Annotated in this window: 18 protein-coding genes; 3 read left to right on the forward strand and 15 right to left on the reverse strand. The window is 65.0% G+C overall.

From position 1 onward, the window contains the following. Positions 1-132 precede the first annotated feature (132 nt). The 5 genes from msrQ to ACWYRN_RS06320 form a co-directional block, all read right to left on the reverse strand. Entirely contained in the window at positions 133-759 is a 627-nt protein-coding gene (gene msrQ / locus ACWYRN_RS06300) for a protein-methionine-sulfoxide reductase heme-binding subunit MsrQ (protein ID WP_488691642.1), read from the reverse strand. Then, complete coding sequence (gene msrP, locus ACWYRN_RS06305) at positions 759-1,739, reverse strand: protein-methionine-sulfoxide reductase catalytic subunit MsrP (RefSeq protein WP_488691643.1); 981 nt, start codon at positions 1,737-1,739, stop codon at positions 759-761. Before msrP ends, msrQ begins: the two co-directional genes overlap by 1 nt. 234 nt (positions 1,740-1,973) lie before the next feature. After that, positions 1,974-3,152 carry a c-type cytochrome biogenesis protein CcsB gene (gene ccsB, locus ACWYRN_RS06310; RefSeq protein WP_488691644.1) on the reverse strand — a complete coding sequence of 393 codons (1,179 nt, stop codon included), beginning with the start codon at positions 3,150-3,152 and terminating at the stop codon, positions 1,974-1,976. Between the two features lie 37 nt (positions 3,153-3,189). Then, entirely contained in the window at positions 3,190-5,283 is a 2,094-nt protein-coding gene (locus tag ACWYRN_RS06315; protein ID WP_488691645.1) for a cytochrome c biogenesis protein ResB, read from the reverse strand. A 103-nt stretch (positions 5,284-5,386) separates the two neighbouring features. Further along, the gene (locus tag ACWYRN_RS06320) at positions 5,387-6,043 is read right to left on the reverse strand and encodes a c-type cytochrome (RefSeq protein WP_488691646.1); all 657 of its coding nucleotides are present in this window, start codon (positions 6,041-6,043) and stop codon (positions 5,387-5,389) included. A gap of 176 nt (positions 6,044-6,219) precedes the next feature. Here ACWYRN_RS06320 and yihA point away from each other — a divergent pair, with 176 nt between their 5' ends. Then, positions 6,220-6,939, forward strand: a complete 720-nt coding sequence (gene yihA, locus ACWYRN_RS06325; protein WP_229437750.1) for a ribosome biogenesis GTP-binding protein YihA/YsxC — start codon at positions 6,220-6,222, stop codon at positions 6,937-6,939. Positions 6,940-6,954: 15 nt separating this feature from the next. After that, positions 6,955-7,968, forward strand: coding sequence for a porphobilinogen synthase (hemB, locus tag ACWYRN_RS06330; RefSeq protein WP_488691647.1), 1,014 nt, complete (start codon positions 6,955-6,957; stop codon positions 7,966-7,968). A gap of 126 nt (positions 7,969-8,094) precedes the next feature. On the opposite strand, the gene ACWYRN_RS06335 is transcribed toward hemB, so the two are convergent. From ACWYRN_RS06335 to ACWYRN_RS06370, 8 genes are all read right to left on the reverse strand, one after another. After that, positions 8,095-8,409 carry a helix-turn-helix domain-containing protein gene (locus ACWYRN_RS06335; RefSeq protein ID WP_488691648.1) on the reverse strand — a complete coding sequence of 105 codons (315 nt, stop codon included), beginning with the start codon at positions 8,407-8,409 and terminating at the stop codon, positions 8,095-8,097. After that, positions 8,406-8,753 carry a type II toxin-antitoxin system RelE/ParE family toxin gene (locus ACWYRN_RS06340; protein ID WP_488691649.1) on the reverse strand — a complete coding sequence of 116 codons (348 nt, stop codon included), beginning with the start codon at positions 8,751-8,753 and terminating at the stop codon, positions 8,406-8,408. Before ACWYRN_RS06340 ends, ACWYRN_RS06335 begins: the two co-directional genes overlap by 4 nt. A 133-nt stretch (positions 8,754-8,886) precedes the next feature. Continuing rightward, the gene (locus tag ACWYRN_RS06345) at positions 8,887-10,572 is read right to left on the reverse strand and encodes a tyrosinase family protein (protein ID WP_488691650.1); all 1,686 of its coding nucleotides are present in this window, start codon (positions 10,570-10,572) and stop codon (positions 8,887-8,889) included. A gap of 218 nt (positions 10,573-10,790) precedes the next feature. After that, complete coding sequence (locus tag ACWYRN_RS06350) at positions 10,791-11,702, reverse strand: hypothetical protein (RefSeq protein ID WP_488691651.1); 912 nt, start codon at positions 11,700-11,702, stop codon at positions 10,791-10,793. 153 nt (positions 11,703-11,855) lie between these two features. Next, positions 11,856-15,017: an efflux RND transporter permease subunit gene (locus ACWYRN_RS06355; RefSeq protein ID WP_488691652.1), complete on the reverse strand. Its 3,162-nt coding sequence runs from the start codon at positions 15,015-15,017 to the stop codon at positions 11,856-11,858. Next, positions 15,014-16,198, reverse strand: coding sequence for an efflux RND transporter periplasmic adaptor subunit (locus ACWYRN_RS06360; protein ID WP_488691653.1), 1,185 nt, complete (start codon positions 16,196-16,198; stop codon positions 15,014-15,016). Before ACWYRN_RS06360 ends, ACWYRN_RS06355 begins: the two co-directional genes overlap by 4 nt. A 145-nt stretch (positions 16,199-16,343) precedes the next feature. After that, positions 16,344-17,705, reverse strand: coding sequence for an ATP-binding protein (locus ACWYRN_RS06365; RefSeq protein ID WP_488691654.1), 1,362 nt, complete (start codon positions 17,703-17,705; stop codon positions 16,344-16,346). Further along, the gene (locus tag ACWYRN_RS06370; protein ID WP_229437757.1) at positions 17,702-18,430 is read right to left on the reverse strand and encodes a response regulator; all 729 of its coding nucleotides are present in this window, start codon (positions 18,428-18,430) and stop codon (positions 17,702-17,704) included. The genes ACWYRN_RS06365 and ACWYRN_RS06370 overlap by 4 nt, the downstream gene beginning before the upstream one ends. A 200-nt stretch (positions 18,431-18,630) precedes the next feature. On the opposite strand from ACWYRN_RS06370, the gene ACWYRN_RS06375 reads away from it, so the two are divergent. After that, a complete protein-coding gene (locus ACWYRN_RS06375; protein WP_488691655.1) occupies positions 18,631-19,200 on the forward strand; it encodes a Spy/CpxP family protein refolding chaperone in 570 nt (189 codons plus the stop codon). Positions 19,201-19,369: 169 nt separating this feature from the next. On the opposite strand, the gene dsbD is transcribed toward ACWYRN_RS06375, so the two are convergent. Both dsbD and rplQ read right to left on the reverse strand, forming a co-directional pair. Beyond that, positions 19,370-21,352 carry a protein-disulfide reductase DsbD gene (gene dsbD, locus ACWYRN_RS06380; protein WP_488691656.1) on the reverse strand — a complete coding sequence of 661 codons (1,983 nt, stop codon included), beginning with the start codon at positions 21,350-21,352 and terminating at the stop codon, positions 19,370-19,372. Between the two features lie 154 nt (positions 21,353-21,506). After that, positions 21,507-21,902: a 50S ribosomal protein L17 gene (gene rplQ, locus ACWYRN_RS06385; RefSeq protein ID WP_005663400.1), complete on the reverse strand. Its 396-nt coding sequence runs from the start codon at positions 21,900-21,902 to the stop codon at positions 21,507-21,509. Positions 21,903-21,994: the final 92 nt, after the last annotated feature.

Here is a 21,994-nt window from a genome sequence, read left to right on the forward strand (position 1 = left end):
GTCACCGCTAACAGCGAGGTCATACGAAACCCGGATACGTAGCGTTTCCCGTACGGTGGGCACTCCGTGCCCACGCGGATCCTGCACACCACGACCGGCACAGGCAACAGCCCCACTACTGTCTGCAAACCCTCAAGCCCTTACCGCCGCCCGCGCCTTGACCCGGCTCCAGTACACGCGCAGCGCCAGCAACACCGCCACGATCGCCGCAAACAGCATCGGCTGCGCCAGGTTGTTCTTGGCCGCCTTCATCCACCAGAAGTGCAGCACGGCGAGCGGCGCGACCACGTAGATCAGCCGGTGCAGCCACTGCCAGCGCTTGCCGCCCAGGCGCCGGATCATGGCGTTGGTGCTGGTTGCCGCCAAGGGAATCAGCAGCACGAAGGCAATGAAGCCGACCAGGATGAAAGGTCGCTTGGCCACGTCGCGCAGCATCGACGCGACGTCGAAGAAGTGGTCGAACCAGAAGAAAGCGATGAAGTGCAGCAGCGCATAAAAGAAGGCGAACAGCCCGATCATGCGCCGCAATTTGACCACCCAGTTCCAGCCCGTGAGCCGGCGCAGCGGCGTCACCGCCAGCGTGATGCACAGGGTGTACAAGGCCCAGTCGCCGCTCTGGTGCGTGATGTAGGCCAGCGGATCGACCGGCACGCCGGCCACCACCTGCCAGCCGCTCCACAGGAAAGGCAGCAGCGCCAGCACGAACAGCGCCGCCTTGATTGCGGTGATCTGTTTCGCCGAAGGACCCGCCGCCGCCATCAGAAGAACCTTTTCAGGTCCATGCCCGCGTACAGGGAGGCGACCTCGTTATAGCCGTTGAACATCAGCGTGTCGCGCTTGCGCTTGAAGAAGCCGTCTTCGCCGATGCGGCGCTCGGTGGCCTGCGACCAGCGCGGATGGTCGACCTTCGGGTTCACGTTCGAATAAAAACCGTATTCGCGCGGGGCCGACACGTTCCAGGCCGTCTTCGGCTGGTCGCGCGTGAAGCGGATGCGCACGATGGACTTCGGCGACTTGAAGCCATACTTCCACGGCACCACCACGCGCACCGGCGCGCCGTTCTGGTTCGGCAGCACCTGGCCGTACATGCCAACGGTGAGCAGCGCCAGCGGGTGCATGGCTTCGTCCATGCGCAGGCCTTCCACGTAGGGCCAGTCGAGCACGCCGCTGCGCAGGCCCGGCATCTGCGAACGGTCGGCCAGGGTGGTGAATTCGACGTACTTGGCATTGCCGGTCGGCTCCACCGCCTTGATGAGGTTCGACAGCGAATAGCCGACCCAGGGAATCACCATCGACCAGCCCTCAACACAGCGCAGGCGGTAGATGCGCTCTTCCAGCGGCGCCAATTTGGTGAGACTGTCGATGTCCAGGCGCAGCGGCTTTTTCACTTCGCCTTCGATGGCGACCGTCCAGGGCCGGGTGCGCAGGGTGTGCGCGTTCTCGGCCGGGTCGGTCTTGTCGAGGCCGAATTCGTAGAAGTTGTTGTAGTGGGTGGCGTCGCGCAGCGAGGTCTGCGGCTCGGTGGTAGAGAAGGTCGGGTTGGCTTTCGCGGCCAGTTTCTGCACCGGGGCGCCCTGGGCAAAGGCTTCGCGGTTCGCCATTTCCCACAGCGCGCTGCCGACGGCCGCGCCGGCGGCCATGCGCGCGATGAATTTGCGCCGCTCTTCGTACACCTCGCGCGGGGTGATTTCGGAGGCAAATGGCCGGTCCAGGCCGTTCGGGTTTTGTTTGATCAACATCGGGAACTCCGCAGGCAATCGACGTTCTACCTTACACCATTGCCTGCGGAACCGTCGGGCGCTTGGCCGATCGGTGATGTTGTGGGGTGTTTGAGATAATTTCAGGAAGCGCGGACGGTCCGACGTACGTTGAACGCGTGGACGGGAAACCCGCCTTTCGTGGCCCGGTCCACCCTACGTAGGGTGGACGGCTCTGCCGTCCACGCGTTCAACCACCGTTCGACTATCTAACGATTACAGCTCGCCGTAGGAATGCAACCCCGACAGGAACATGTTCACGCCCAGGAAGGCAAATGTGGTCACCAGCAAGCCCACCAGCGCCCACCAGGCCGCCATCTTGCCGCGCAGGCCGTTAATCAAACGCAGGTGCAGCCAGGCCGCGTAGTTCAGCCAGACGATCAGCGCCCAGGTTTCCTTCGGGTCCCAGGACCAGTAGCCGCCCCAGGCTTCGGCCGCCCACAGCGCGCCGAGGATGGTGGCCACAGTGAAGAAGGCGAAGCCGACGGAAATGGCCTTGTACATCACGTCGTCCAGCACTTCCAGCGACGGCAGGCGGTCCGCCAGGATGCCGTGCGATTTCAGGAGGTAGGCCGTGCCGACCATCGCCGCCAGGGCAAAGGTGCCGTAGCCGATGAAGTTGGCCGGCACGTGGATCTTCATCCACCAGCTTTGCAGGGCCGGCACCAGCGGCTGGATGGTGGCGGCGTCGCGCGACACCGTGTACCAGAGCAGGAAGGCCACCGCCGCCGCAATGATCAGGAGCACAAAGGCGCCCAGCTGGCGCGTGGCGTAGCGCTCTTCGTAATACAGGTAGAACAGCGCCGTGATCATCGCGAACAGGATGAACACCTCGTACAAATTCGATACCGGGATGTGGCCGACGTCCGGTCCGATCAGGTAAGACTCGAACCAGCGCACCATCATGCCGGTAAAGCCCAGCACCACGGCGGCCCAGCACAGGCGCGACCCGATGGCGGAGCCGGAACCGGAACGGCTGAGCAGCCCGATCCAGTAGAACACGGTCGAGAACACGAACAGCGCGCTCATCCACAGGATGGCAGACTGGCTCGACAGCATGTACTTGAGGAAGAACTTCTGCTCGGCCGCGGCCAGCGAGCCGTCGTACATCGAGATGGCCCATAGCGACAGCAGGGCCACCACCGGCATCAGCCAGCGCACCGGCTTCCAGTGCCAGCCGAGGGCGGCAAAGGTCGGGGCCGACAGCAGCAGGATCGCGCGTTCGTAGCCATCCATGAAGTGGGCGTAGCGGCTCAGCGCGAACAGGGCCGCGGCCAGCAGGCCGGCGCCGAACAGCCAGTCGATGACGCTCAGGCGGCGGAAATAGCCGGGCGTTTCGGTGTACACGCCGTCCTTGATCACGGGACGGGTCGGGTTGGGGCGGGATGCTTCCATGTGTTCTCCAATGCCTGCTTGTACTGGCAGCGCCAGCTTACGCCGATTGCGGCAGCTTGGCTGCCAGGTCGGCGAATTCTTTCTCGAAATCCAGGGTTTTACGCTGGGTGCTCATCGCCATCAGGGCGTGGGCGCCGTCGCCATCCTGGCGCACCCACACCCACAGGCGGCGCTCGCGGATGTAGAACATCGCAAAGATGCCGGCCACCAGCAGCACGCAGCCGAGGTAAACAATCTTCTTGCCTGGCGAACGCGTTACCTGCAGCACCGAGGCTTTTACTTCATGGAACTCGTCCAGCTGCAAATAGACCGGGGCGCCGTAGAAGAAGCTGTCCGACAGCGCGTTCGTCGCCAGCTGCAGGAAGCGGCCGTGCTTGTCGCTGCCTTCGATGGCCGCTTCGCCATCCTTGGCGCGCGCCACCTGCCACAGCTCCCACAGCACGCCGTTGAGCATCTTGATGAAGACATTCGCCGCCTTTTCCTGCTCGGCCGCCGGGATTTTTTCCAGGAACTGGGCCACGGCGACAAAGCCGCCCGGCGTATTGTCGCCGGCAAAGATGCCGAGCGTGCGTTCGGCAGACTGGCGCAATTGATCCGCAAAGCCGGGCTGGCTGCCCTGCCCCGGCGCCAGCGCGCGCGCCGCATAGCGTTCGGCGGCTTGCGTGCGCAGGGCCGGGTTGGCCAGCGCGGCGCGCAGGCGCATCCATTCGCGCACGCTGTAGTTGTCGTCGGCCGGGATGCGCAGGAAGCGGAAACCTTCGGACGGGCTGGTGCGCACGCCGGCCAGGAACACCTGGGAACCTTCGAGCGTCACCGGCTGCATGTAGTTCATGAATTCGCTCGCCTGGCCGGTCTGGTCGCGCAATTTATATTGCACGCTCGGGCCGACGTTCTTCAGGTCCTTGTTGTTCGCGTTCTTGCCGGCCGAACCCGAGGCCTTGCCGAGGGTGGCTGCGAATTGCTCGTTGAAGGATTGGCCCTTGGTCACGGCGCGCACGTCGTTGCCGGCCGCCGTGTTCTCGACGTTGAACGGACGGAAGCCCGACCATTCCACGGCAAAGGCGCCGCTTGGGGTCTTCAGCTCGGTGGAGCTGCCGACTTCGCCGGCCATCTCGAAGGACTTCGATTCGGTTCCGGCCATCGGGAAGCCGGTGAGTTTCAGCTTGCTGCCGCCATCCTCGAAGCTCGACTGGTAGACGGCCACGCCTTTATAAATCAGCGGCTCGTTGACCTTGATGGTGGCCGGGAAGGTCTTGCCCGCCTCGCGGTCGTGCACCACGACGTCGCTGGCGAACAGCTTCGGCATGCCGGTCGAGTAGAAATCGATGTGGAATTTCTTCAGCTCGATGGCAAACGGCAGGTCCTGCACCAACACGCCGCTGGCCTGCGGCAGGATCGCGGTGTTGCCGGTCTGGCCTTCGGCCAGCAGGGTATTGCCGCGGTAGGTCGGGTTGCCCAGGCCGAGGCGGTGCTGGGCCGGAATCTGCGCAATCACGCCGCTGCCGGCATACGGCGTTTTACCCAGGAACCATTGTTGGAAGCGGATGGGCAGTTCGGAATCGAGCATGCCGCCGACCAGGATCACGATGATCGCCGTGTGCGCAAAAATGTAGCCGAACTTGTTGCCGGCGCCCTTTTTCGCCGCCACCAGGATGCCGTGGCCCTTGTCCACCACCTTGACCTTGTAGCCGGCGTGCCCGAGGCGGTTCGCGCTCTGCTGGGCCAGGGCCACGTAGTCGAGCGGCGTGCTCCATTCGCTTTTGTGGTGGAAGTTGCGCAGCGACTCCTCGCGCACGTGGTCGCGCCAGCTGCGCATGTCGCGCATCATCTTCGGCGCGTTGCGTACCACGCACAGGCCGGTGGACACGATCAGCGCCAGCAGGATCGCCAGGAACCACCAGGCGGTGTAGACCGTGTACAGGCCCAGCTTGCGGAAGACTTCGTACCAGAAGGGACCGAACTGATTCACGTAGTTCGGCATGGCGTCGCCCTGGCGCAACACCGTGCCGATGATGGCGGCAATCGCCAGGATCATCAGCAAGCTGATGGCAAACCGCATCGATGAGACCAGCTCGACGGCTTCGGCCAGCGCGCGCCGGCGCGTCTTCAATTCAATTCCCGTGGTGCTCATTCTCAGACTTACTTTCTCATGCGGTCAGGTGCGCCGCGAGTTTACAGCAAAAAGGGCGTCAGCTCGCGCTGGACGCCCTTTCCTTACGGGTGGAGCATACCGATCAGCGCAGGCCCGCGATGTAGTCGGCAACGGCCTTCATTTCCGCATCCGACAGGCGCTGGGACAGGGTCGTCATTTGCGGGCTGTTGACGCGCGCACCGCTCCTGAAAGCGGCCAATTGCGCCAGGGTGTAATCTTGATGCTGGCCAGCCAGGCGCGGGTACTGCACCGGAATGCCGGCGCCATTCGCACCATGGCAGCTGGCGCAGGCGGCGACGCCCTTGTCGGCAATGCCGCCGCGATAGATCTTGCGGCCCAGTTCGACGGTATCCTTGTTCTTCGCGGCGCCCGGCTTGGTTTTCTGCACGGCGAGGTAGGCGGCGATGTTGCGCTTGTCTTCCTCGCTCAGCATCTTGGCGTAGGTAGTCATCACCGGGTTGTTGCGCTGCGGCGTCGTGAAGTCGACCAGTTGCTTGTGGGTGTAGGCTTCGAACTGCGCGGAGAGTTTCGGATTCGCGACAATGGTCGAGTTGCCGTTGGCGCCGTGGCAGGACAGGCAGGCCGGCAAGCCGCGCGCGGCATCGCCGCTTTCGTACAGGGTGGCGCCTTTGGCAGGATCGGCTTTGGCGGCAGCAGAAGCAGCGGCAGGCTGGGCTGCGGCAGGCTGGGCAGCGACAGCGGAACCGAACGCCAGGGTGGCAAGCAACAACGATTTCATGAACACCGCACTAGCGGACGATACAGACACACGATTCATTCGAGCACCCTGAAAAAGTCGAAAACAGTTTGATATGTACGGCGGCCTTACCGGTGGCAAACAATTGATAACCCCTTATTGTACAATAGGATTGTTTCCTCCACGCCTCATTTCCTTGCATTTTTCACCTCTCTTCCATGTCCAAACTCTGGCAAGCCCGCTTCTTCACGACCGTCAACCAACTGCGTGATCTCCCGTCCACCCGGGTTCCCGAGATCGCCTTTGCCGGCCGCTCCAACGCGGGCAAGTCGACCGCGATCAATATCCTGACGAACCAGAAAGGTCTGGCTTTTGCGTCGAAAACGCCGGGCCGCACCCAGCACATCAATTACTTCTCGATCGGCGGCGCCCACGTCGGCCAGCACCGCAAGGACCCGACCATCGTCGAGGAAATCCAGGCCCTGCTGGTCGACTTGCCGGGCTATGGCTACGCGGAAGTGTCGGGCAATGCCAAGCTGCACTGGCAAAAACTGCTGGGCGACTACGTCCAGCGGCGCGAGCAATTGGCGGCCCTGGTGCTGATCATGGATTCGCGTCGCCCCTTCACCGACCTCGACGTGCAGATGCTGGAATGGTTCGCCCCGACCGGCAAGCCGATCCACTGCATCCTGACCAAGGCCGACAAGCTGAACCGAAACGAGCAGGCCAACGTGCTGCGCGAAGCCCGCGGCATCCTCGACAGCTATGTCGACGAGGACGGCGAAGGTTTCCCGTTCACGGTGCAACTCTTCTCCGCGCTGAAGCGGATCGGCATCGAAGAGGCGGACGCCAAGATCCAGGAGTTGATTGGCCTGTCCGGCAACGATGAAGATGAGGCAGGCGACGAGGAAGAAAACCCGGTCCCCGACCAATCCTGATAGAAAGCGATCACGATGAGTTCCATCATTACCGGCCAATACCCGAACACGCGCATGCGCCGCATGCGCCGCGACCCCTTCTCGCGCGCCCTGATGCGCGAAAACACCGTTACCGCCTCGGACCTGATCTACCCGGTCTTCATCCTCGACGGCGAAAACCAGCGCCAGCAAGTGGCCTCGATGCCGGGCGTCGAGCGCGTCTCGGTCGACCTGCTGCTGAAGGTTGCCGAAGAATGCGTTAGCCTTGGCATTCCGGTGCTGGCCCTGTTCCCGGTGATCGACGCCTCGCTCAAGACCTACGACGGCGTGGAAGCGACCAATCCCGACGGCCTGGTGCCGCGCGCCGTGCGTGCGCTCAAAAAACACTTCCCTGAGCTGGGCATCCTCACCGACGTCGCCCTCGACCCCTACACCACCCACGGCCAGGACGGTTTGCCGGACGAGACCGGCTACATCGTCAACGAAAAGACGATCGCCATGCTGACCCGCCAGGCGCTGGCCCAGGCCGAAGCCGGCGTCGACATCGTCGCCCCATCGGACATGATGGACGGCCGCATGGGCGTGATCCGCAACGCCCTGGAAGAGCGCGGCTTCATCCACACCCGTTTGATGGCCTACTCGGCCAAGTACGCCTCGGCCTTCTACGGCCCCTTCCGCGACGCGGTCGGCTCGGCCGCCAACCTGGGCAAGGCCGACAAGAACACCTACCAGATGGACCCGGCCAACATCGACGAGGCCCTGCGCGAAGTGGCGCTCGACCTGGCCGAGGGCGCCGACATGGTGATGGTGAAGCCCGGCATGCCTTACCTGGACGTGGTGCGCCGCGTAAAGGACGAGTTCAAGGTGCCGACCTTTGCTTATCAGGTCAGCGGCGAATACGCGATGCTGAAGGCCGCCGCCCAGAACGGCTGGCTGGACCACGACAAGGTCATGATGGAATCGATGATGGCCTTCAAGCGCGCCGGCGCCGATGGCGTGCTGACCTATTTCGCGCTAGACGTGGCGCGCAAGCTGAAGGCTGGCGCGTAAACGTTTCCCGATATTTGGTCATAAAAAACCGTGCCTCGGCACGGTTTTTTTTATTGCCGTTGTAGGGTGGGCCGGGCCGCGCAGGCACCTGTGCCCACGCGGTATGGCACTTTCGCGTGTCGAAAATCAAAGCGCTGCAATCGCATCCAGCAAGGTCGGATCGCGATCGATCAGGCTCAACAAGATAGCCGCCTGGGCATTCGGCTTGGCCGTGCCCTGCTCCCAGTTCTTGATGGTCTGCGGTTGCGTCCGCAGGCGGCGGGCAAACACCGGCTGGGACAGGTGAAGCTTTTCCCGCACAGCTCGCACTTTTTCCGCCGTCATTTCCGGCGGGGCCTTCAGTCCCACTTTCGTCGTGCGAAGCGTAAGCTTGCCTTGCCGCGCTTCTTCCAAAGCGTCGAAGCCTTCCATCAGTTCGCCGAAAATATCGCGTTTGCTCATTGCTCCGTACTCCTTGCCTTGATTTCCAGTTCCAGACGATGTTTCAGTGCCTTGCGCTGGTCAGCACTGAGATCATCGGCCTCATCCTTGTCGTAGACCGTGAACAGCCAGAACTGGTCATCTGCGGCCTTGAAGAAGTAGATGACGCGCAGCCCGCCGCGCTTGCCTTTGCTGCGGCGTTGGTCGGCATACCTCAGCTTACGCAAGCCGCCAGTTCCCTGGATCACGTCTCCAGCATCGGGATTTTTCATCATCTCTTGCTGCAGGCGCTTGAACGATGCATCGTCCAGGTAAGCTTCACGCAAGCGCTCGAACGGAGGAAGTTCGACAAACGCGGCTTTCATTAGTGTACCCAAGTTGGGGATAGAGATGCGCTTTTTTTTAAACACCTTGTTTAAACGACAGCGGTGTAGATCCGGATTCGCGTCGGATCACATGACGGTGAACGCGTGGACGGGAAACCCGTCCACCCTACCCTCAATACACCTCGACGTTCGCCGCGACTAATTCGACATCCTCATCGTCCATGTCGTGATGCCCCATCATCGCGTGCATCGGTACCACCCGTAGCCGCAGCGCCGTGTCGTCGGATGCCGGCCCCGCCCCGCGCGCCGCGCTCAGCTTGGCGCCGAGCGGCAGCGCGAAGCTGAGTGCGCCGCAGGAGCCGCGGTGGCCGAACATCACGATCGTGGCCAGGTAGTAGGGGCTGCCGGCGTCGATGCCGTGGGGATTCTCCGGTCCGTTCATGATCACGACGTATGGGTCGCGGCAAGCCTGCGGGAAGTTCAGCGTGATGTTCGCCACCACGGTCTGCCCGGCGTCGACCGCACTCTCGAGCGTGCCCGCCGTCACTTTCACCTGGGCCGTGGCCGGCTGCGCACCGCCGACCGCGCGGCTCAGCACCGACCCGGGGAACACGCGCCGCGCCACGCGCTGTGCACGCGCCATGGCGCCAGCGGTCTTCGGCAGCGTTTCCTCGCCGCTGCCGGCTTCGTAGTCGTAGTCGAAGAAGCCGGCCGCTTCGTAGTCGCCGGCCCGGGTCTGCTGCACCGGCGCGCCCTTGGCGTCGACGAAGAACAGCAGCGGTTCGCGCGCCCAGCGGTAGTAATCGGTGGCCCTTTCCGCAGCGGACTTCTGGTCGTCCGGCAAGTCGGTGCGCAGCTCGACGCCGGCCGGCAGGATCGGCAGGCCGAGCAGCGTTTGGCGGCGCGTCCACACGTCCCACAGGCGGTCGATATTCGCGTGGTGCAGGAAGAACACCGGATCGACCGGCGACAGCATGTCGGCCATGAAGCCGCGCGTTTCCGTGAAGTTGCAGTCGCGCGAGCCGACGCAGCGGTGCACGGAATTGTGCGGCCGCGCCTCCAGCACGCCGAAGCCGGCCGAGACACTGTGATTCGCGCTTTTCGGGCTGGCAAAGGTGGGGAAGTCCGGCGCGTCGAGGGCGGCGCGGATGGTGGCCGGGGCCACCGCGTCGGATGTCGCCAGCGAGATGCCCGGCCGCTCGCGCACGATGCCGCGCGCGCCGGGCTGGTCGTAGAACATGCGCCCGGACGGGTCACGCAGGATGTCGAACATGACGTCGGCGTCGAAGCGGATGTTGCGCGCCAGTAGCTGGCCGTACTGCGAGTTGCGGGTGTAGACGCCGCCGGGCGAGGTCCAGTAGCCGGAGTTCGCCACCGCCGCGGCCAGGCGCGCCTCGAATTCGGGACCGGTGCCGGCATAGGCGCTGTGGTTCGGGTCGAGCACGCCGTCGAACATGCCCTCGGGCAGGCGCTGCTCGGCGGTCCAGTCCCAGTACGGCAGGGCGAACTGCGGGTCGCCGCTCAGTTCGCGGCAGACCTGCTCGAACCAGCCGAGGTAGCCGCGGTGCCAGGGCAAAAACCACCAGTTGCCGTGCGGGCAGTCGAGGGTGTGGACGATGGCCTGGCGGTACCAGTTGCGGGGGTCTTCGGGCGGCAGCGCCAACATGGCGCGCACGGCGCGGGCGTAGCTCTGGAGCATGCGCACGCCCATCTTCGAGCTCGTGGCCGGGCGTCGCCAGCGCGCCCGTGCAGGCGGCTGGGCCAGCCCGGCGCCGAAGGGCAGCAGGCTGGCGCCGGCGGCGAGGACGGTCGATTGCAGGATGCGGCGGCGTGCGGGATTGACGGCGTGCTGGGTCATGACAGGCTCCGGTGGCGGAAACGGCGAGATGCCCGCCTGTGGCCTGTGAAGCGAGCGCGGCGGGTCTTCTGCTCAGCCTAAGCCGGTCTGGAGCGCACGGCGCTGGTGCAGCGCAAAAGCGTGCAGCGCAATTGTGCGGAGTGCGTGCCGCCGAAAAAGAAAAGGCCACGCATCGAGCGAGGCGTGGCCAGCGGACAACGGCGGCGGATGCGTGCCGCTCAGCGCGGCGGGCTGTAATTCGGGAACATTTCCTTCATCAGGAAGGCGTGCAGCTCGGCCGTATCCTTGGGCCGCGCGCTCATCGTCACCACCTTGCCCAGGCGGTGCGATTCCCACTCGAAGTCGCCGGTCTTTTCGCGGCGGATCAGTTCGATCATCTTCTTCACCACGGCGGTCTCGACGTCCGGCTCGCTGCCCTGCTCCACGGTCACCGCGGTCAGCCAGCGGCGCTTGAAGTTCGGGTTCCAGCCGCGGAACTTCAGGTCCATGCTGTGGAAGGTCTTGTTCGAGACCGAGAAGATGCCGCCGCTTTCGTTGGCGTCGTCGCGGCCGCGGTTATTGATGGCGGCAATGTTGGCCAGCGCATTGCGGGTGCCGCGCGCGGCTTCGCTTTCCTCTTCCGACTGGCTCGGCTCGGTGGCGCCGCGCTGGGCCCGCTTGCGCGCGATGTACTCGGCCATGTCCATCGGCGGCGCTTCCTCGGGCTTGGCTTCCGGCTTCGGCTCGGGCGGCGGCGGCTCGACCTTGTCGACGATGCGCGGCTTTTCCTCGGGCAGCGTGATGGTGTCGGGCAGGCGCTCGACGCGCGGGGTCGTCGGCCGCGGTTGCGCCGGGTTCTTCGAAGGCTTGCTGGTCTTGGCCGGCGCCTGGGCCTGGGGCGGCTTCGGTTTCGACAGCGGCTGCACGTAGACCACTTCCCCGCCCGGCGGCGGCTTGGCCTTTTTCTCGGTGCGTTCCGGCTGGTAGAAGTAGAGCGCTACCAGCAGCAGGTGCAAGGCGATCGTGACCGCCAGGCCGGTGCGGCTGGGCCCCTGCCTGCCATAGGTCGGCACCACGGCGCCGGGCAGCGGCTGCCCGCAATGCTGGCAAACATCGCTGTGCTCGGCGTAGGAGTGGGAATGGTCACGCAAGATCAATAAAACTTTCCGGGAAACTGGTCAGCGCAATGCGGGGGTGAGTCGAAGTCTACCCGCGCAGTCTACCTGCTTTGGGTCTCCGGCGCACAGCCGCGTTGCGCTGCACAGCTTACAGGTCGGTTTTCCTGATAGTTGTTACATTGTGTTTCAGCCAATCTTCTGCAGCGAGACCGGCGCGCTTGCAGGCGCCGGCGCCGGCGCAGCGCCGTGGCCGGCGTCATGCATGGCTTCGTGCGCGGCGATGTCGACGTCGGTCATCGGCCCGCTGCCGCTGTACTTGTCGAGGTACAGGTAGATCACCGGCGTGATGTAGAGCGTGATCACCTGCGAGAAGATCAGGCCGCCCACCACCGCCAGGCCCAGCGGCTGGCGCAGCTCGGCGCCGGCGCCAATGCCCAGCGCGATCGGCAGCGCGCCCATCATCGCCGCCAGGGTCGTCATCAGGATAGGACGGAAACGCAGGATGCAGGCTTCGCGGATCGCCTCGACCGGGGTCATGCCGGCATTCCTTTGCGCGTCGAGCGCAAAGTCGATCATCATGATCGCGTTCTTCTTGACGATACCGATCAGCATCAGGATGCCGATCATCGCAATCAGGGTCAGGTCGAGGTTGAAGATCCACAGCGTCAGCAGCGCGCCCACCGCCGCCGACGGCAGGCCGGCGAGAATGGTCAGCGGGTGGATATAGCTTTCGTACAGCACGCCGAGCAGCACGTAGATGACGCCAATGGCCGTGATGATCAGGATCAGCTGGCTCGACTGGGTGTCCTGGAACACCGCCGCGTCGCCGCCGTAATTGGTAATGATCGAGGACGGCAACTTCATCTCGCGCTTCATCTCGTCGATGGCGGCGGTGGCATCGCCCAGCGGCACGTTCGGCGCCAGGTTGAATGCCAGCGTGATCGCCTGCAATTGCCCCTGGTGGTTGATCGCCAGCGGTCCCACGGTGCGGCGGACATTCGCAAAGCTCGACAGTTTTACCAGGTCGCCATTGCTGGAGCGCACAGACACGCGCGACAGCGCATCGTCGTAGTAGCGGTCGGCCTCGGCTGCTTCCAGGATCACGTAATAGCTGGCGGCGGTCGAATAGATGGTCGAGACCTGGCGCTCGCCGAAGGCGGCGTACAGCACGGTGCGCACGTCGGCCATGTTCACGCCCAGGCGCGCGGCCTTGTCGCGGTCGATGTCGAGGGTCGCCTGCAAGCCCTTGTTCTGCGAATCGCTGGTGACGTCGCGGAACTTCGGATCGCGCCGCATGCGTTCGAGGAACTGGTCGGCCCAGCTGCCGATCTCGCCGCCCGACACGCTTTGCAGCGAGTACTGGTAGCGGCTCTTGCTCTGGCGTCCGCCCAGCTGCAAATTCTGCACCGGCGACATGTAGACCTGTACGCCGGCCACGCCGCGGGTGGCCTTGCGCAACTCGTCCAGCACCACCGGCATGGCCGGGCGCTCGGAGCGCGGCACCAGCACCAGGAACATGCGGCCGCTATTCCCGCCGCCAACAAAAGAGGTGACGTCCTGCACGTGCTTGTTGGCGCGCATGATGTCGACCACCTTGCCCTGCAGCGCCATCATCGCCTGCGAGGAGGTGTCTTCCGAGGCTTCGACGGTGATGCGGATCTGGCCCAGGTCTTCCTCGGGGAAGAAGCCCTTCGGCATGCTCATGTACAGGATGGCGGTCAGGGCAAAGGTGCCGAATGCCAGCATCAGCACCAGGAAGCGGTGGCGCAGCGCGCCATCCAGGGTGCGCGCATAGCCGTTGCGCACGCTCGTGAACATGGCTTCGAAGCGGCGCCCGACCCAGGACATTTCGTGCGGCTCGATGTGGCCGCCGTGCTTGATCAGGCGCGAGCACAGCATCGGCACCAGGGTCAGCGACACGGCCGCCGAGACCAGCACGGCCAGGCCGACGATCACCGCGAATTCACGGAACAGCAGGCCGATCACGCCCGGCATGAAGAAGATCGGGATGAACACCGCCACCAGCGAGATCGAGATCGAGATGATGGTGAAGCCCATTTCGCGCGAGCCGACCAGGGCTGCATGGAAGGGCTTTTTCCCCATCTCCATGTGGCGGACAATGTTTTCCAGCACCACGATGGCATCGTCGACCACCAGACCGACGGCCAGCGTAATCCCCAGCAGGGAAATGTTATCCAGGCTATAGCCGAAGGCATACAGCAGCGACAGCGCGCCGAGCAGCGAGATCGGCACCGTGACTGCCGGAATCAGGGTCGCGGTCAGGCGGTGCAGGAACAGGAAGATCACCAGGATCACCAGGATCACGGTGCCGGCCAGCGTCAGATTCACGTCGTGGATCGCCTCGCGGATCGACACCGAGCGGTCGTTCACCAGGCTGATCTTGATCGAGGCCGGCAACTGCGTCTCGAACTTCGGCATCAGGTTGCGTACGGCGTCGACCACCTGCACCGTGTTCGCGTTAGGCTGGCGCTGCACCATCAGCACGATCGAGCGTTCGCCGTTCAGGCTGCCTGCGGCCTTCACCGACTGGTAACTGTCTTCGACCTGCGCCACTTCTTCCAGGCGCACCGGGAGGCCGTCGCGGGTGGCGACGATGAGTTTGGCGAAGTCGGCCGCTTTCATCAGCTGGCCGCCGCCCTGGATGGTCAGCGTCTGCGCCGGGCCGTCGAGGATGCCGAGTGGCGTATTCGAATTGGCGGCGCGCAGGGCGGCGGCCAGTTCGTCCATCGAGATATTCCGCGCGTTCATCAAGTCGGAACGGGCGCGCACGCGCACGGCGAAACGCTTCTGGCCGTTGACGGTGACCTGCGCGATGCCCGGCAGGGTCGAGATCGCCGGCGACACCACGTTTTCGGCGTAGTCGTTCAGCTCGGCCAGGCCCATCGAGGGCGAGGTCATGTGCATGAACAGGATCGGGGCGTCGGCCGGGTTGATCTTGCGGTAGGCCGGCAAGTCGGTCATTTCCAGCGGCAATTGGCGCTGGGCGGCCAGCAGCGCCGCCTGCACGTCGACCGCCGCCTTGTCGACGTCGATCGAGGTGTCGAATTCCAGGGTCAGCGAGGTGTTGCCCTGGGTACTGGTCGAGGTGATCAGCTTGATGCCGGCAATCGTCGAGAATTGCTTTTCCAGCGGCAGCGCCACCGAGGATGCCATGGTTTCCGGGCTGGCGCCGGGCAAGTTGGCGCCGACGTTGATGACCGGCGTGTTATAGCTCGGCAGCGCCGCGACCGGGATGTGCATGTAGGCCAGGATGCCGACCAGCACCAGGCTGATCGACAGCAAGACCACCATCACCGGACGGCGGATACACAGTTCGGACAGATTCATGCTCCACCACCCTTCGTCGCGGGTGCGCCTTGTGGTTTGGCAGCGGAACCGGCCTCGGCGGCGATCTTGATCCTGCCGCCCGGACGCAGGTTCTGCTTGCCCTCGGTAATCACCTGTTCATTGCCGTTCAGGCCGGTCACGGCCGCGTTCAGGCCGAAGGCATGCTGGCGTACGATCGGCACCTGGCGCGCGGTGCCGTCTTTCTCGGCAACATAGACGAAGGTGCCGTAGGCGTTGATGATAATCGCATTTTGCGGAATCACGACGGCATCCTGGATCGTGCGCACCGTGACCCGGGTGTTGACGTATTGTCCCGGCCACAGTTGGCCGTCGGCGTTGCTGAACTGCGCTTTCACGCGGATGGTGCCGCTGGTCGGGTCGACCGTGTTGTCGACGAAAATCAGTTCGCCGGTGACAGGCTTCGCCTCGCCGCCGGTGCTCGCTTCCACCGCCACCTTGCCGGCCTTCTGGGCCGCCAGCAGCGCGCCCAGCGAGGACTCGGGCAAGGTAAAGGCGACGTCGATCGGGTCGAGCTGGGTGATGGTGGTCAGCGAGGTGGTCGGCTGGACCAGGCTGCCGCCATACACATTGATGGCGCCGACGCGGCCCGACAGCGGCGCGCGGATCGTGGTGTAGCTGGCGCTGACCTGGTTCGCACGTACGGCAGCGGAGCTCGCGGCCACCGCGGCGCGCGCGGCCTCTACCTGGCTCTGCAGCGAATCGACGGCGCTCTGGGCCAGGAATTTCTGGGCAACCAGGTCCTGGCTGCGCTTGTACTGGCGCTCGAGGTCGGCCAGGTTGGCCTTGCCGCGCGCCACTTCCGCCTCGGCCTGGGCCACGGCGGCGCGGTCGCTGCGGTCGTCGAGTGAGAACATCAGCTGGCCCTTCTTGACGAACTGGCCTTCGCGGATGTGCACTTCGCGGATGGTGCTGGTGGTCTGCGGACGCAGATCGACGGTCTGCTGCGGGGTCACGGTGCCGTTGGCGGCCACATCGACGCCGACGTCCTGGCGCCGCGGCGCTACCACGTTGACGGTGGTCGGGCCCTGGGCAGCACCTGCAGCGCCGGCCGGTCCGTTCTTGCCCTCGCCTTCGGCATGGGCGCCGCGGTTCATGTACCAGGCGCCGCCGATGCCGGCTGCGACGACGACGGCGATGACTGCGAGCGTATTCTTTTTCATTCAGGTCCCTTGCCGCCAGTTCCGGCAGCTTTATCAATCAAACAATGTCTCAGGCACAAAAGCGTGGCGGGCAGTATGCCATCTGCGTGTGACAACTTACTTACATGATTCTTAACCAATGCGCTCGAGTCTGGTGCGCAGGCGCTTATTTGCCGGGATAGTACTCCGGCAGCATCAACGTGACTTCCAGCCCGCCTTCGGGATGGTTGGACAGCGCGATGCTGCCGCCGTGCTGCTCGGCGATATTCCGGGCGATGGTCAGCCCCAGGCCGGTGCCGCCGGATTCGCGCGAGCGCGAGGTCTCGACCCGGTAGAAGGGATCGAACACGCGCGCCTGCTCGGCCGGCGGAATGCCGGGGCCGCTGTCGCGTATGCGGATGCGCGCCGCGCCGTTCACGCGGTCCACGGTCACGCTCGCCTCGCGGCCGTACTTCACCGCGTTGTCGATCAGGTTGCCGAGGCAGCGGCGCAGATCGAGCGGGCGGCCGAGGATGGCCATGCCCGAGCGCCCGCTGAGCGTGACCGCCTGGTGGGCGTCGGCGGCGTCATCGCAGCTCGAGGCCAGCAGCGAATCGAGGTCGAGCATCTGCATGGTTTCGGTGGTGTCCATGCTGCGCGCCAGCTCCAGGCCCTCGCGCACCATGGCCTGCATCGCCGACAGATCGCCGATCAGGCGTTCCTGCAGATCGGCGTCGGCCACCTTTTCCAGGCGCAGGCGCATGCGCGTGAGCGGGGTTTGCAGATCGTGGGTGATGGCGGCCAGCATTTGCGTGCGCTGGAAGATGTACTGGCGGATGCGCGCCTGCATGGCGTTGAAGGCGGTACTGGCCTGGCGGATCTCGCTGGCGCCGCTCACGTCCAGCGGCGGGCGGTTGATGTCGTTGCCGAGCTCCTGGGCGGCCACCGCCAGGCGCTTCAGCGGACGGGTAGTCATGCGCGCCACCAGGTAGGCCAGGCCGGCGATGCTGAGGAAGAACAGGACGATCACGGCGCGGTAGTCGGTGTCGTCGTTGACGGCGGCCGCGCGCGGCGGCAGCACGGCCAGGCGCAGTTCCTCGCCGTCGCGCAGGCGCACGTTCAAGAATTCGCAGGCGCCGCGCCAGCGCGCCGACAGCAGGCCGTACAGCTGGGGGATGCGCGGCGGGCTGTCGCAGGCGCGCGGGCGCGAGTCGGCCGAAACGATGTGGTAGCCGGCGCCGAGCCGCTCGGCCAGGGTTTCGGCGAAGTCGCTGGTGGATTTCGCCAGCGGGCGCGGCGCGCCGACTTCGAGCGACAGGCCGGGACGGTTCGCCACTTCCAGGTAAGCCGGGCGCGCCGCGGTCGGCACGATTTCGGTGGCCATGATCAGCTGCTCGGCGCGTTCGATCAAATTCTGGTCGCGCGCATGCTCGAGCACGCGCTGGCGCTCGTTGTCGGCGAGCCACTGGGTCAGCGCGCCGGTGATCAGCACGCCGAGCAGCAGGGTAATGAAGACACGGCCCGTCATCGAGCCGAGGAAGGCTTTCACGCAGTCGGCTCCACGGTCACCTGGCCGGCCAGCACGTAGCCGCCGTTGCGCACGGTCTTGATGATCTGCGGCATGCGCGCGTCTTCGCCCAGCTTCTGGCGCAGGCGGCTGATCTGGATGTCGATCGAGCGGTCGAAGGGGTCGGCGTCGCGGCCCTGGGTAAGGTTGAGCAGCTGGTCGCGGTTCAGCACGCGGTTCGGGTGCTCGAGGAAGACGCGCAGCAGGCGGAACTCGGCGCCCGAGAGCATGATCACGATGCCTTCCGGGTTGACCAGGTGGCGCGCGGTGAGGTCGAGCGTCCAGTTCGAGAAGCGCATCTGCTGCACGTTCTCGGCCGGCGCGTTCGAGGGCATGGCGTGCGAGCGGCGCAGCACGCTGCGGATGCGCGCCAGCAGTTCGCGCGGCTCGAAGGGCTTGGGCAGGTAGTCGTCGGCGCCCATTTCCAGGCCCAGGATGCGGTCGAGCGGCTCGTTGCGGGCGGTGAGCATGATGACCGGCAGGGTCGAGGTGGCGCGCAGCTTGCGGCACAGCGTCAGGCCGTCGTCGCCCGGAAGGTTCAGGTCGAGCACGATCAGGTCGGGGCGCGACTCGTCGAGGATTTTCCACATCGCGCTGCCGTCGGCGGCGGCCAGCGCGCGGTAACCGTTCGACTCGAGATAATCGGCCAGCAGCTGGCGAATGTCGCGGTCGTCGTCGACGATGAGGATGGTAGAAGAATTGTCCATACCTGCAATTATCCTTACTTGAAGGGGCCCTGAACAGCGCATTTGTATCGGTATGTATATGGATTCAACAGGGAAACATATTGATACAAAGTGCGGGACAGGGGACACGCTGCGCTTACACTTTTTCGAGATGATGGATTCCGTGCAGAGCGCAGTTCACTTGCACGCAACGGCTGACTCACACACTGAAAGGACATCACATGAACACCCTTCGCAAGCAGATCCTGGTTGCCTTTGCCGCTGTCGGTTTCGCCGGCGCCGCGTTTGCCCAGACCACCCCGGCTGCCGCGCCGGAAGGCCGCCACGGTCATGCCGTCACGGCCGAGCAGCGCGCGGCCCACCAGGCCGAACGCCAGGCCAAGCGCGCAGAGTTCCAGGCCAAGCGCGCCGAACGCCAGGCCGCACGCGCCGCCAAGCTGCGCGCCGACCTGAAACTCACCGCGCAGCAGGAACCGGCGTTTGCCGCCTTCCTCGCCGCCGGCAAACCGGCGCAGCGTCCGCAGCATCAAGGTACGGGCAAGACCGGAGAGCGAGCCCAGTTCGCCGCCCTGCCCGCGCCGCAGCGCATGGAACGCATGGTCGAGCGCCAAAAACAACGCACCGCACGCATGGAAGCGCGTCTGGCCGCCCTGAACAACTTCTATGCCGTGCTCACGCCGGAACAGAAGAAAGTGTTCGACAGCCAGCCGATGCGCGGCGGCTTCGGCAAGCACCATGGCCACGGCGGTCCTGGTCATCACGGCGCCCGCAGCGCAGCCATGCAAAGCTAAATCAGGCAGATGTAGCAACAAAAAGGGATGCCTCGGCATCCCTTTTTTCGATAACCCTACCATGGCGAAGTTCTTGTAGGGTGGGCATTCGTAGTGCTGGCATCTAGCCAGCCGTACTGCCCACGCGGTACAACGCATGCAAGTCGAGCCGCTCCGCGTCAGCAGCCCATCAATCCAGCCTCTCCAGCGACACCAGGAACTTGCTCGCGTTCTGGTAGCCTATCACCCGGCTATCCGCAATCTCTTTGCCACCCTGGTCAAAGAAAATAATCCCGGGCGGCCCGAACAGACCAAACCGTTTCAGCATCGCCTTGTCATCCGCATCGTTCGCCGTCACATCGACCTGCAGCAGCACGGTATTTGCCAGCTTCGCCTGCACCTGCGGATCGACGAAGGTCAGCTTTTCCATCTCCTTGCAGGACACGCACCAGTCGGCATAGAAGTCAAGCATGGCGGTCTTGCCGTTCAATCGGGCGAGCGCCGCATCGAGCTCGGCCACCGTCTTCACGCGCTGGAAGTGCAGCGGCTGCTTCTGGGTTCCCGTCAGGTGCGCCAGCGGCGCCAGCGGATCGCGTCCGCCGCTGGCCACGCCGACCAGCTGCATCGCGCCGAGGATGCCGAATGCCGCGCCAAAGGCCAGTGCCGCCCAGTGGCCGCGCCGGCGCAGCAGATAGGCGCCGTAGCCGAGCAGCAGCAGCGCCCACAGGATCATCTGCGCGACCGCCGGCAGCACCGGCGACACCAGCCACAGCGCCATGGCCAGCATCAGCACGCCGAAGAAGCGTTTCACGGAATCCATCCAGGCGCCCGCTTTCGGCAGCAGCGAGCCGGCCGAGACGCCGACCAGCAGCAGCGGAATGCTCATGCCGACTGCCATCGAGAACAGTGCCGCGCCGCCGACCAGCACGTCGCGCGTCTGGCTGATGTAGACCAGGGCGCCGGCCAGGGGCGCGGCCACGCAGGGGCCGACGATCAGGGCCGAAATCGCGCCCATGGCGAACACGCCGGCCAGCTTGCCCGAGGCCTGGCGGTTCGACACGCCGCTCAGCCTTGTCTGCAGCGCGGCTGGCACCTGCAGTTCGTAGAAGCCGAACATCGACATTGCCATCGCCACGATCAGCAGGCCAAAGGCGCCCAGCACCCAGGGGTTCTGCAGCGCGGCGGCCAAGCCCTCGCCGATCAGGCCGGCCGCCACGCCCAGCGCCGTGTAGACGATGGCCATGCCGAGCGAATAGGTGATCGACAGCACCAGGCCGCGCGAGCGCTTCGCCTTGCCGCCCTCGCCCACGATGATCGAGGACAGGATCGGCACCATCGGCAACACGCAGGGGGTAAACGCCAGGCCCAGGCCGAGCAGGATGAAGGCCGGGACGATGGCCAGCAGGCGGCCGCCCTGCAGCACGGAGTCGATGGCGGACAGGTCGGATGGCGCGGCGGCGACCGATCGCGCAGTGGCGGCACCCGACGGCGAAGCGGCGACGGCGGCCGATGACGCGGGACTGGCGGCGGGCGGCGTGCCGCCCGCCGGCGTATCCGTGGCGGGTTGCTGGACCGCTGCCTGAGCAGGCGTATCGACTGCCGGCGCGCGCTCGACCGGCAAGCCGAGGCGCGCAGCAGCGCCGCCCTCGCCCTGCGGCGCCGACGACAACGGCGCCGGCGCCGCGCCATTTGCGCCGAGCGGAATGCTCGCCTGCGGCGCCGCGGCGCCGGCTGCCGTCAGTTGCGCAGTGTGTTCCTGCGGCGGATAGCACAGGCCGGCATCGGCGCAGCCCTGGCTGGTGGCGTTCAGGGTGAAGGCACCGCCCCCTTCGACCGGGATGCGGATCGTCACCGAACCATGATAGGTCTCGACTTCCTTGCCAAAGGTCTCGTCGAACTTCACCTTGCCGGCCGGGATCTGCGGCGCACCCAGGCTTGCGCCACGCGCCGTGAAGGCAAAGCGCTCGCGGTACATGTAGTAGCCGGGGGCGATGTCGTAGGTGACGACCGCGGTGCGGTCGCCGTCCATGCGCGCGGAGAACTTGAAGGCGACGGCCGGGTCGAGGAAGTCCTGCGCGCGGCCTGGCGCGGCCAGCACGGCAAGGACAATGAACAGCAGCGACAAAGCGGCCAGCAGCGGCGCGCGGATCGGACGGAGACGGAACAGGGACATGACTTCCTTTGGATGACGACAGCGCAGGAATGGTACACCGGACTGCGTACCGATGGGTAACAGGCACGATCGGCCGGCGCCATTGCTCGATGCACGCCGCGCAGGCGAAAAAAAACCAGGCGCGAGGCCTGGTTTTTTCATTCGCGAGAAGCGATTACTCGGCGGTCGGTGCTTCTTCAGCCGAGGTGACTTCCGGACGGTCCAGCAGTTCGACGTAGGCCATCGGCGCATTGTCGCCCACGCGGAAACCCATTTTCAGGATGCGCAGGTAGCCGCCGTTGCGGTTGGCGTAACGTGGGCCGAGTTCGGCGAACAGCTTCTGCACCATTTCGCGGTCGCGCAGGCGGGCGAATGCCAGGCGCTTGTTGGCCAGGGTGTCGGTCTTGCCCAGGGTCAGGATCGGTTCGATGACGCGACGCAGTTCCTTGGCTTTCGGCACGGTGGTCTTGATGGCTTCATGACGCAGCAGCGAGACGGTCATGTTGCGCAGCATGGCGAGACGGTGGGACGAGGTACGGTTCAGCTTACGGAGGCCGTGACGGTGACGCATGGTACTTCCTTTCGAGTGTATGAAATCCAGTTCTTCGATCGTTCAGGCTTGCGCAGAACGCGGACCGGTTATTAAGGGTTAGGACTATCCGG

It is taken from the genome of Massilia sp. BAP21 (genome assembly GCF_057801335.1).

Coding starts and splice junctions, on each gene's coding strand:
- dsbD (WP_488691656.1), bottom strand. CDS start 21,352: ATGTCCCTGTTCCGTCTCCGTCCGATCCGCGCGCCGCTGCTGGCCGCT.
- yihA (WP_229437750.1), top strand. CDS start 6,220: ATGTCCAAACTCTGGCAAGCCCGCTTCTTCACGACCGTCAACCAACTG.
- ACWYRN_RS06320 (WP_488691646.1), bottom strand. CDS start 6,043: ATGAAATCGTTGTTGCTTGCCACCCTGGCGTTCGGTTCCGCTGTCGCT.
- msrQ (WP_488691642.1), bottom strand. CDS start 759: ATGGCGGCGGCGGGTCCTTCGGCGAAACAGATCACCGCAATCAAGGCG.
- ACWYRN_RS06335 (WP_488691648.1), bottom strand. CDS start 8,409: ATGAGCAAACGCGATATTTTCGGCGAACTGATGGAAGGCTTCGACGCT.
- ACWYRN_RS06340 (WP_488691649.1), bottom strand. CDS start 8,753: ATGAAAGCCGCGTTTGTCGAACTTCCTCCGTTCGAGCGCTTGCGTGAA.
- ccsB (WP_488691644.1), bottom strand. CDS start 3,152: ATGGAAGCATCCCGCCCCAACCCGACCCGTCCCGTGATCAAGGACGGC.
- hemB (WP_488691647.1), top strand. CDS start 6,955: ATGAGTTCCATCATTACCGGCCAATACCCGAACACGCGCATGCGCCGC.
- ACWYRN_RS06375 (WP_488691655.1), top strand. CDS start 18,631: ATGAACACCCTTCGCAAGCAGATCCTGGTTGCCTTTGCCGCTGTCGGT.
- ACWYRN_RS06355 (WP_488691652.1), bottom strand. CDS start 15,017: ATGAATCTGTCCGAACTGTGTATCCGCCGTCCGGTGATGGTGGTCTTG.
- ACWYRN_RS06345 (WP_488691650.1), bottom strand. CDS start 10,572: ATGACCCAGCACGCCGTCAATCCCGCACGCCGCCGCATCCTGCAATCG.
- rplQ (WP_005663400.1), bottom strand. CDS start 21,902: ATGCGTCACCGTCACGGCCTCCGTAAGCTGAACCGTACCTCGTCCCAC.
- ACWYRN_RS06370 (WP_229437757.1), bottom strand. CDS start 18,430: ATGGACAATTCTTCTACCATCCTCATCGTCGACGACGACCGCGACATT.
- ACWYRN_RS06360 (WP_488691653.1), bottom strand. CDS start 16,198: ATGAAAAAGAATACGCTCGCAGTCATCGCCGTCGTCGTCGCAGCCGGC.
- ACWYRN_RS06315 (WP_488691645.1), bottom strand. CDS start 5,283: ATGAGCACCACGGGAATTGAATTGAAGACGCGCCGGCGCGCGCTGGCC.
- msrP (WP_488691643.1), bottom strand. CDS start 1,739: ATGTTGATCAAACAAAACCCGAACGGCCTGGACCGGCCATTTGCCTCC.